The organism is Streptomyces sp. NPDC040432, from assembly GCF_055595445.1.
On the sequence record NZ_JBVIVP010000013.1, the window covers coordinates 187,908 to 197,286 of the forward strand.

The window sequence follows — 9,379 nt, forward strand, 5'->3', positions numbered from 1 at the left end:
GTGGGGGTGGTCGGACCGGTCCGGGCCTCGGTGGCGGCCCGGACCGGCGGACGCCGGTTCAGCGCCGGTCGGTGTCCTCGGCGCCCTCGCGCACGGCCGGCGGTACGGGCGTGCCGGGTGCGGGGGCGGTCGCGGGTGCCGGGCGGGCGGCGGCCGCCGCGGACGGGGCCGCGGGCGCCGACGACGGCAGGGTGAGGGTGAGCGGTGCACCGGTCGAGGCGGTCCAGCCGGAGACCCGGCCCGCGTAGGGGGTGCCGTAGGCGGCGCCGCCCCGCAGGGTGCCGGTGGGCAGGCTCGCGGTGACGTCGAGGCCGTTCGGTGCCAGGACGGTGACGGTGTCACCCACCCGGTAGGCGGTGACCTGGCCGGCCTGCACGGCGCTCTTCCAGGCGCCTCGGCGCTTCAGTTCGGCACCGATGTCCCGCATCCGCTCGTTCACCAGCGGTGTGTTGGCCGCGAACAGCGCGTTGTAGCCGTCGACGACCCCGCTCAGCACCGGGTAGGCGAGGCGTTCCTCGGCCAGGTTGGACTGGTGGATGAAGTGCGGCTTCGGGTCGTTGGCGAGCACGTGCCCGAGCGCGGTGCCGATCTCGGTCGGCACGATCCGGGTGGCGTAGCCGGTGGCGATGTCCAGGGGCGCCGTCAGGCAGGTGGTGGTGTCCGGGTGGTCCTCACAGATGCCGCTGCCGCCCTGGGCCCGGGAGGTGTAGATCCAGTTGTACTCGTCCACCGCTTCGGCGGCCGTACCGACGTTGTAGTACACGTTCATCGGGTGGCGGGCGACGGTGGAGGCCGAGCCGACCTGGCGCTGCTCGGGGTCGCGGGAGTTGTCCGAGGCGAGCCACTTGACGCCGTTGCCGGTGAGGGAGGGCGCCAGGTTCGGGTTGTCCTGCGGCTGTTGGGGCAGGACGGCCATGCCCGAGTGTTCACCGGTGACCAGTTCGTCGTTCTGCAGCGGCAGTCCGAAGTTCTGGCCCCAGAGCCGGTTGAGGACGATCTCGTCGTCGATGGCGTTGCGGCTGATCCACTTGGTGGAGCCGTTGGCGTTGGTCGCGCACCGCCACGGCACCACAGCGGTGTCCTGCTCGCAGCCGAGGAAGGCGTGCGTGTAGGTGTGGTTGATCCACCGGAATTGGGCGCGGTCGGCCTGGAGCTTGTCGGCGAGCGCGTCGACGCCGTTGTTGTCCTCGCGTTGGTCGAGGCTGCCGGCCCCGTTGTAGACCATGTCGAGGGTGACGCCCCGGTCGGCCTGCCAGGTCCTGGCGTACTCGGCGTCGGCGGCGGTCATCCGGATCGGGTTGGGCGTACCGGTGCCGGCCGCGCAGTCCACGTCACCGGGGGTGCAGTTGAGCTGGGTGTCCCAGCGGTCGTCGGCGGCGAACACGTCGTCGACGTGGACGGAGAAGTAGTTGCGGGAGGCACCCAGGTGCACTCCGCCGGTCATCCACTCGACGATGCCGCGGGCCAGCAGTCGGTACTGCTGCTGGTAGCGGTTGTAGACGAAGGTCACGACGAGTTCGCGTCGCCCGTCGTGCCGGTACTCGCCGACGAGCGAGCCGCGCCGGGTCGTGCCCGGGATGGGCGCGTCGACGTACGTGGTGAAGTCCGCTCCGGCGGCGGGCTGTGCGAGGTAGGCGTAACTCTCGCCGACGGTGGGCGAGTTGTCCTCGAAGGGAACTGCCCCGTCGAGGTAGCCGAACGGGCCCGACCGACCGGCGGTGGTGACCGCGGCCTGGACCCCGTCGACGCTGCCCGCGTATCCGCCGGGAACGAAGTACTGCAGGCCCACCTGGGGTCGGGCGTAGGTGTACGCGTCGACCTGCGGGATCGCGTACGTCTGCTCGTAGGCCGCCAGGGCCGTCATCTCGGTGGAACCCGCCGCGAAGGGGTTGTCGTTGGGCAGGACGACCGCCTGGTACTTGGCGCGCGGGCGACCGTCCACGGTGTCGGCCAGGAAGGCCGGGTCGATGGTGGGCCGGTCCGACCGCGTGAGGTCGATCTGCGTATACGGCGTGCCCGCCGATTCCAGCTCGGCCGCGATGGCCTGGACGGCGGGACCGCCGTCGGTCACGACCAGAACGCGCAAGTCCACGCGCGGCGCCACGGTGTCGGCCTGTGCCGTGCCGGCCGGCAGGCCGAAGGCTGCGATGAGCGCGCCCACCGATAACGCGGTGGTGCGTATGCTTCGCTTCATGCGGTGTTGTCCCCTCCCCGGGCAGGGGGCAGCGCGGCTCGCAACGAAGCGGACGCCCCCCAAGTGCGCGACGCCGGTGTCCCCCTCAGAAACCAGTCGTCGACGCATCCGTCGCGTCACATAGTGATGCACCTGTGTAGCTTTCGTGGGGATGTCGCGAAAACCGACGGAAAATCACAGGTAACCAACTGGACTTGATCGAGCTTGAGTTGGCCCTGCGCGTCGTTCCTTGCCGCCACGCATGAGGGCCCCGGTCGGCTTCGAGGGCCGGTCCGGAGCCACGTGGGGTGCCGGCGGACCGATTGGGCCCACCGACACCCCGACCCGATGGTGCAGACCACGTCACGGATGGGGGCCGGCAGTTTCAAGCCACCACCCGGACAGGGAAGCGGAACCGGTCGTCAGGCGCAGAGCACCCGGGTCTCGGGCGTGTACACGGGGCCGGCACTGGTGCTCGAACTGTCGCTGAACTCGGCGTAGTAGTAGGAGTAGAAACCTATGTTGCCGTTGCAACCGGAGTCGGCGGCCACCTGCAGGGTCAGCGTCACCGTGCGGCTCTGGCCGGGTGCGATCGTCGCCCCGTAGTTGCCGCCGAGGTCGGACGGGCCGACGCCGGCGCACGAGGCGGCACCGGTCGGGGTCGCCACGCTGCACCCGGTGAAGCTGTACTTCAGATCGGCGCGCTGGGTGGTGAGCCAGGTGGGCGCGATCGACTGGTAGACGAACCAGATGTCGTAGGTCTTGTTGTTGGTGAGCGTCATCGAGAGGTTCACCGTGCCGCCGGGGGTGACGGTGGCGGCGTTCGTGGTGAACGTCAGGGCGGCCGGCGCCGGGTCGGCGCTCGCGGCGGGGGCCAGTCCGAACAGGGCCAGGACGAAGGCGAGGACGCCGGCGAGGCCGAGGCGGCTCTTCAGAGGTGATCGCATGGCTCGGGAGGCTAGGACGACGGCTCGCGCGCCGTCTGCCCCCGGCAGGCGCACGCGGGCGCGGAACGGCCGGAAGTGTGCGCCCCGTGAAGGCCCTCCGGCGAACTTGTGAGCGATGACCACGCACCGTATACGAGCAGCCCACGCACGGTTCCCGAGTTGACGGCCGGCGGCCGCACCCGCCGAAGGGTCCCGGGCGCGGGTTTGGCGCGTACATAACGTCGCCAAGGTGCGGAATACCGGACACCGTTTGCCCTTCCGGGCCCCCCGGGGCGCCGAGCCGACCGCCGCGCGGGGCGCGATCACCACGAGGCGACCGACCCGATCGCCCTCCAACACCGGGCGGGCGGTGGACGTCGCGCCTTCGCGCATCGGCCGGCGGGTCCGGGACGGCGGTGGCAGCATCCGGAACATGACGGAACTCCCGATCCTCGACGCGATCCACGTCCCGGCGCTTGAGCCCTACCTCTCACGAACGGGCACCATCTTCCGAACGTTCGCCGATCAGGACTCCGGCTGCGTCTCCTACGGATTCACCGCGGCGGGGCAGCGCTGGTTCGTCAAAGGAGCCTCGACACCTGAAGGCGCCTCCTCCCTGCGACGGGCCGTCCAGCTGCACGAGGCCGTCCCGCACCCGGCCATCGTGCCCCTGTCGCACGCGTTCAGCACCGACGCAGGCCCGGCGCTCGTGTACCCGTGGATGCCGGGCGAGGTCCTCTACCACCCGACTCGTTCGCGCCACGGGGGAAGGGCCGCGCCCGGTAGTCCCATGTCGCGGTTCCGGCAGCTCCCCCTGCCCCGGGTGCACGCCGCCCTCGACGCGCTCCTGAGTGCCCACCTGGCCGTGGAGCAGGCCGCAATGGTCGCCGTCGACCTCTACGACGGGTGCATGCTGTACGACTTCGAGGATCACCGGCTGGTGCTCTGCGACCTGGACGAATATCGGCCGGGGCCGTTCATCCTGCGAGCGGACCGGCTGCCCGGATCCTCCCGCTACATGGCCCCGGAGGAATTCGTGCGGGGTTCGATCATCGACATCCGGACCACCGTTTTCAACCTGGGCCGAGCGCTCCGGCTCCTCCTCGACGCCGGCGACGAGGAGACGCGGTGGCGCGGTACTCCCGGCCAACTGGCCGTCATCGAGAAGGCAACGGCCGCCGATCCGGAGCGCCGTTTCCATTCGGTGCGCTCGCTCGTCACCGCCTGGCGTACGGCCGGCTGAGGCCGCCCACGGCTCCCCCGGCGAATCGGCCTCGGTCCGCTCCCCCGCCGCATGCTCCACCGGCCGAGGAGGTCGCAGGCGTTTTCGGCATGTGCGCCGCGGAGATAAGCAACCCAATACCGCGCGAACGCCGGCCGGGGGTGTCATGAGGTACGAGCTGTCCGGTCGCCTGGTGGTAGGGATCGCCTCCAGTGCCCTGTTCGACCTCACCGACTGCGACGCGGTGTTCCGGGAGCAAGGGGAGGCCGCCTACCGCGCTCACCAGGAGGCCCATGTGCACGACGTGTTGGCCAAGGGGGTCGCCTTCCCCTTCGTCCGGCGGCTGCTGTCGTTGAACGACCTCGCGGATCCCTCCGATCCGCTGGTCGAGGTCATCGTCCTGTCGCGGAACGACCCTGACACCGGCCTCCGGGTCATGCGTTCGATCGAAGCTCACGGCCTGCCCATCAGCCGAGCCGCGTTCCGGCAGGGCCGTCCGTCACACCGGTTCATGCCGGCGCTGAACATGTCGTTGTTCCTGTCGGCCAACGGAGCCGACGTTCGCGATGCGGTGGCGGACGGAATGCCGGCGGGACACGTGTTGGAGACAGCCCGGGTCGACGACGAGGCCGACCCCGAACTGCGCATCGCCTTCGACTTCGACGGTGTGTTGGCGGGTGACGCCTCGGAGCGGATCTTCCAGAACGCCGGCATCGCCGCGTTCCGCGCGCACGAGACCCGCAATGCGTCGACACCGCACGATCCGGGCCCACTGAGCGGGTTCCTCGCCGGCATCAACGGCATCCAGCGCCGGGAGGAGGACCGGCGCCGCGAGGATCCCGGGTATCGACCCCGCCTTCGGGTGTCCCTCGTCACCGCTCGGGACGCCCCCGCGCATGAGCGGGCCGTGCGGAGCCTCCAGCAATGGGGACTGCGGGTCGACGACGCCTTCTTCCTCGGCGGCATCGACAAGGCCCCCGTCATCGGCGCCCTGGATCCGCACATCTTCTTCGACGACCAGGTCTCCCACCTGAAGGGCACCGCATCGGCCACACCCAGCGTGCACATACCGTTCGGGGTCGTCAACGCGCCCTCGTGAGTGGAACGTTCGGGCCACCGGGCCGGACCGGATCCGCGGCTACGGGTGGTCGGGGACGTACTTGTAACCGACGCGGTGGACCGTGGCGATGCGGCCCCGGTGCGTCGGCCCGAGCTTGCGGCGCAGTCTGGCCACGTGGACGTCGACCGTACGGCCGTCGCCGATGTGTCCGTAACCCCAGATGTTCGAGATGAGGGCCTCGCGCGTGTGGACCGTGTACGGATGGTTCACCAGGTGTGCCAGGAGGTCGAACTCCAGGTAGGTGAGGTCGAGTTCGCGTCCGTCGACCTCGGCCTGTCGACGTGCGCCGTCGACCCGGATCGCATCGCCGAACCGGACGGAGCCCTCGGGCCGCGGGGTGTCGGCGTACGGGGTGTCGGGGTGCGGGGCCGGCCCCGGTTCGGACACCGGGAACACCGCGGGCCCGAGGGGTCGGACCTCCGGGCGGATGCCGTGCGCGGCCATCACCGCGACCGGATCCACGTCCGCCGGCAGGAACACGAGGTATCCGACGCGGGCTCCTCCGATCCCGTGGGCGGACACGGCGGGCGGACGGTCGTCCACCAACTGGAGGCGCGGGGCCGGGGAACGGCGGACTGCGACGGCGGGTACCGGTGCGGGAAGTGCGGTGGTCACGATGAGCCCCTTCGGCTGCTCGGAATGACATGCGGACGCCGGGTGTCGGGCCGTGACAGGGCAGGGGCCTCCGCGACGGACGCGGGGGTGGGGCCGGCGCGCCGCACGCGGGGCGGAACCCGTGCGGCTCGGAGGGCCGGGGGCACGCGAACGCGGACGCGCGGAGAGGAGCGACAGCCGGAAGGCCGGCGCACCTGAGGAAATGCCCTGTCGAGGGAGCCCTAGACGGGTCGGCAGGCGGCGCTGGCGACGCGCCGGAGGTCGACGTGCCTGCGGCGTACGAGCAACGGCTGCGACGGGGACATGGCCACATCGTGGAGTGCGCAGCGGGCACGCGTCAATACTTCCCTACTGATTCAATAGGAAAAACCTTGACCTGCTCGGTCTCTCATCCCGAGATGTCTTCGTCCGCCATTCGGTCATGGTCTTGCCGGGCAGGCGGCTTCGGGCGAGTATCCCTATCAATCCGATGGGAAAGGTGGGGATTCGGTGAAGCGGCCGGGCGACGCCACCCAACAACGTTCCGGAGTAGCCGAGATGACCACCGCCATCCCCCATGACACCGTCGGCGGGCGATCCGTCGACGAGCGACGCCGCACGCTCCTGCGTACCGCTCGCGACGTGGCGGACGACCTCGCCGCGGACGCCATCGCCCGCGATCAGGCGGGCAAACCGCCCGCCGACGAGACGGCCCGGCTGCGCGAGGCGGGCCTGCTGGCGGCCCTCACCCCGCCCGGGCCCGACCGCGGGGCGGACTGGCGCACCGGATGCGCCGTCGTACGGGAGATCGCCGCTGCGGACAGCTCCGTCGGTGACGTGCTCGCCCGCCACTACGTGCACACCTGGAGCGGACGCTTCTACGCGGACCGGCACCACGCGACCGCACTCGAAGAGGAGTCGGTCGGCGAGCAGTGGCTCTGGACCGGTGCGGTCCGCGCTCCGGCCTCCCCCCACGAGGACACCGAGGGACCGGAGCTCAGGCTGCGGCGACGCACCCCCGGCTACGTCCTGAGCGGGCGCCGCTTCGTGGACACGGCGGTGGCCGCGGCCGACCAGATCGTGGTCGACGCCGCGTGCGCGGCGACCGGTGACGTCCTCGTCGTCAGGATCCCGCCCGGCGCAAGGGGCGTGACCGTCGAGCCGGCCCACGACCGGCTCGGACAGCGCGTCGCCGGCGCGGGCGAGGTCGTCCTGGACCGGGTCGCCGTCACACCCGAACAGGTACTGGGCCGCCGGCCGCACGACGAGGAGTCGACCGCACCCTTCACCGCGCTCGCGGAGCCGGCGCTCAGGCTCGCCCTGTGTCAGGTCGCCCTCGGCATCGCCGAGGGCGCCCTCACCGAGGCGCGCGACCTCAGCAGGGGTGGCCGCGCACACCGGCTGCCCGGCGAGGACCCGGACCTCTTCCTGACCTACGGGGAACTCGCCTCGGCCGCCCAGACGGCCACCGCCGTGGTCAACCGGGCGACGGACGTGATGGCGCGGGCCCTCGACACGGGTCCGCACCTCGACACGGAAGGAGCCGCCGGCGTCGCGGCCCTGGTCGCCACGGCCGAGACCGTGACCTCGAAGGCCGCCCTGCGCATCACCGCCCGCGTGCTGGAACTGGCCGACGCGCCCGGCTTGGACCGGTTCTGGCGCAACGCCCGGGTCCTGACGGCACACCGCCCTGCCGCCCACCGCCTGCGCTCCATCGGCGAGCACTACCTCAACGGCTCCCACCCCGCGGTGGCGGCCTTCCGCTGACCCGGACCCGAGTACCTGCCGGACGGTCGACGGCCGGGCGACAGCGGCCGGATCGATGCAGGATAATGCCGATATGCGGATCTCAGCCAGGGCGGACTACGCGGTACGTGCCGCACTGCAGCTTGCCGCGTCACAGGACGACGGGCCGGTGAAGGCAGAGGCCATCGCCGACGCCCAGGACATCCCGCACAAGTTCCTTGAGGGCATCCTGAACGACATGCGCCGGGGCGGTCTCGTACTCAGCCGGCGCGGCGGCAACGGCGGGTACCGGCTCGCGAAGCCCGCCCGGTCCATCAGCATCGCGGACGTGATCCGCGTCGTGGACGGACCGCTCGTCTCGGTGCGCGGGGTACGCCCCCCGGACCTGTCCTACACCGGCCCCTCCCAGGCACTGCTCCCCCTGTGGATCGCGCTGCGGGCCAACGTCCGCGAGATCCTTGACGGCGTGAGCCTCGCCGACGTCGCGTCGTCCGACTTGCCCGCGGAGGTGTCGGCACTGGCCGAAACCCCCGGCGCCTGGACCAATCCCTGACCCTGCCCCACCTGCGGGTTCTCACATAACGAGATCCATGTGTCCATCATTCGGTCACCCTCTTGGGGTGACTGTCCCGCTCTGCCAATATGCCTACCAACCAGGTGGGAAAACTAGGAATTCGGGAGGCGGACCGTGCGAACACTGCATCGCGCGAGCCGGACGCCGTCCCTGACATCCCGCCGGCACATCGACCTGCTGCGCACCGCCGGCGCCATCTGTCCGTCCGGCTGACATCGTGCTCCGGGTCCCGCTCCTCGCGTAGTCGAAGCCGAGCACCGCCGGACGCACCCTCCACCGACCACGCCGATCGCGTGGAAGTCGAGCACGGGTCCCCATGACGCGCCCGGCCTCCGACTCCGAGGTGTCCGACGCCGATTCCGCTCCCCGGGCCCTCGACCACCGCTCCGTCGCTCGCCGTTCGCCGCCCTCACCGCCGGGCGTCGGGTCCGTGGGGTCGACGGCCTCTCTTCGCCCTTCTCCGCACCTCCTCGAACACCATCCCGTGAAAGGACACCTCCGTGTCTGCCGCCAGACCGCTCACCACCCTGCGCGCCATCGCCGTCACCGCGACGCTCCCCCTGCTGCTCACCGCCTGCGGCTACGGTTCCGAGGCGGTGAAGGACGAGCCCAAGGCCTCCGGCGTCGCCGCCGACGCGGGCCAGAAGCTCTCCGCCTCCGAGGTGCGGATCGGATACTTCCCGAACCTGACCCACGCCACCGCGCTCGTCGGCCTCCAGGAAGGCCTGATCGAGAAGGAACTGAACGGCACGAAGATCAAGCCGCAGTCCTTCAACGCCGGCCCCTCCGAGATCGAGGCCCTCAACGGCGGCTCCCTCGACATCGGCTTCATCGGCCCCTCGCCCTCGATCAACGGCTACGTCAAGTCCAAGGGATCCAACCTGCGGATCATCTCCGGCTCGGCCTCCGGCGGCGTCAAGCTCGTCGTCAACCCCGAGAAGATCAAAACCCTCGACGACCTCAAGGGCAAGAAGATCGCGACCCCGCAGAAGGGCAACACCCAGGACGTCGCGTTCCTCAACTG

The 9,379-nt window shown here is 70.9% G+C and carries 10 protein-coding genes; 6 read left to right on the plus strand and 4 right to left on the minus strand.

Features of this window, described 5'->3' with window-relative positions; all coding sequences use genetic code 11:
- Nucleotides 1-58: 58 nt before the first annotated feature.
- Nucleotides 59-2,194: a hypothetical protein gene (locus tag ACZ58N_RS25245; RefSeq protein WP_471163986.1), complete on the minus strand. Its 2,136-nt coding sequence runs from the start codon at nt 2,192-2,194 to the stop codon at nt 59-61.
- Nucleotides 2,195-2,595: 401 nt separating this feature from the next.
- Entirely contained in the window at nt 2,596-3,120 is a 525-nt protein-coding gene (locus tag ACZ58N_RS25250) for a hypothetical protein (RefSeq protein WP_471163989.1), read from the minus strand.
- A 412-nt stretch (nt 3,121-3,532) separates the two neighbouring features.
- Here ACZ58N_RS25250 and ACZ58N_RS25255 point away from each other — a divergent pair, with 412 nt between their 5' ends.
- Together ACZ58N_RS25255 and ACZ58N_RS25260 are read left to right on the plus strand one after the other, a co-directional pair.
- Complete coding sequence (locus ACZ58N_RS25255; protein WP_471163992.1) at nt 3,533-4,342, plus strand: serine/threonine-protein kinase; 810 nt, start codon at nt 3,533-3,535, stop codon at nt 4,340-4,342.
- 145 nt (nt 4,343-4,487) lie between these two features.
- Nucleotides 4,488-5,420, plus strand: a complete 933-nt coding sequence (locus ACZ58N_RS25260) for a 5'-nucleotidase (RefSeq protein WP_471163995.1) — start codon at nt 4,488-4,490, stop codon at nt 5,418-5,420.
- 39 nt (nt 5,421-5,459) lie between these two features.
- On the opposite strand, the gene ACZ58N_RS25265 is transcribed toward ACZ58N_RS25260, so the two are convergent.
- Nucleotides 5,460-6,056, minus strand: a complete 597-nt coding sequence (locus ACZ58N_RS25265; RefSeq protein WP_471163998.1) for a winged helix-turn-helix domain-containing protein — start codon at nt 6,054-6,056, stop codon at nt 5,460-5,462.
- A gap of 221 nt (nt 6,057-6,277) precedes the next feature.
- Nucleotides 6,278-6,361, minus strand: coding sequence for a putative leader peptide (locus tag ACZ58N_RS25270; protein WP_388902556.1), 84 nt, complete (start codon nt 6,359-6,361; stop codon nt 6,278-6,280).
- A 232-nt stretch (nt 6,362-6,593) separates the two neighbouring features.
- Between ACZ58N_RS25270 and ACZ58N_RS25275 the strand changes: the two genes are divergently transcribed.
- The 4 genes from ACZ58N_RS25275 to ACZ58N_RS25290 all read left to right on the plus strand — a co-directional run.
- Nucleotides 6,594-7,802 (plus strand): acyl-CoA dehydrogenase family protein, encoded by a 1,209-nt coding sequence (locus tag ACZ58N_RS25275; protein WP_471163999.1) that lies wholly within the window; start codon nt 6,594-6,596, stop codon nt 7,800-7,802.
- A 73-nt stretch (nt 7,803-7,875) separates the two neighbouring features.
- Nucleotides 7,876-8,334 (plus strand): RrF2 family transcriptional regulator, encoded by a 459-nt coding sequence (locus tag ACZ58N_RS25280; protein WP_471164002.1) that lies wholly within the window; start codon nt 7,876-7,878, stop codon nt 8,332-8,334.
- Nucleotides 8,335-8,469: 135 nt separating this feature from the next.
- Nucleotides 8,470-8,568, plus strand: coding sequence for a putative leader peptide (locus ACZ58N_RS25285; RefSeq protein ID WP_471164003.1), 99 nt, complete (start codon nt 8,470-8,472; stop codon nt 8,566-8,568).
- A gap of 287 nt (nt 8,569-8,855) precedes the next feature.
- On the plus strand, nt 8,856-9,379 hold a 524-nt coding region (locus ACZ58N_RS25290), incomplete at its 3' end, for an ABC transporter substrate-binding protein (RefSeq protein ID WP_471164006.1).

What these genes read in the sequence shown, in the direction of transcription:
- ACZ58N_RS25245 (WP_471163986.1), bottom strand. Translation starts at nt 2,194, where the DNA reads ATGAAGCGAAGCATACGCACCACCGCGTTATCGGTGGGCGCGCTCATC.
- ACZ58N_RS25250 (WP_471163989.1), bottom strand. Translation starts at nt 3,120, where the DNA reads ATGCGATCACCTCTGAAGAGCCGCCTCGGCCTCGCCGGCGTCCTCGCC.
- ACZ58N_RS25255 (WP_471163992.1), top strand. Translation starts at nt 3,533, where the DNA reads ATGACGGAACTCCCGATCCTCGACGCGATCCACGTCCCGGCGCTTGAG.
- ACZ58N_RS25260 (WP_471163995.1), top strand. Translation starts at nt 4,488, where the DNA reads ATGAGGTACGAGCTGTCCGGTCGCCTGGTGGTAGGGATCGCCTCCAGT.
- ACZ58N_RS25270 (WP_388902556.1), bottom strand. Translation starts at nt 6,361, where the DNA reads ATGTCCCCGTCGCAGCCGTTGCTCGTACGCCGCAGGCACGTCGACCTC.
- ACZ58N_RS25275 (WP_471163999.1), top strand. Translation starts at nt 6,594, where the DNA reads ATGACCACCGCCATCCCCCATGACACCGTCGGCGGGCGATCCGTCGAC.
- ACZ58N_RS25280 (WP_471164002.1), top strand. Translation starts at nt 7,876, where the DNA reads ATGCGGATCTCAGCCAGGGCGGACTACGCGGTACGTGCCGCACTGCAG.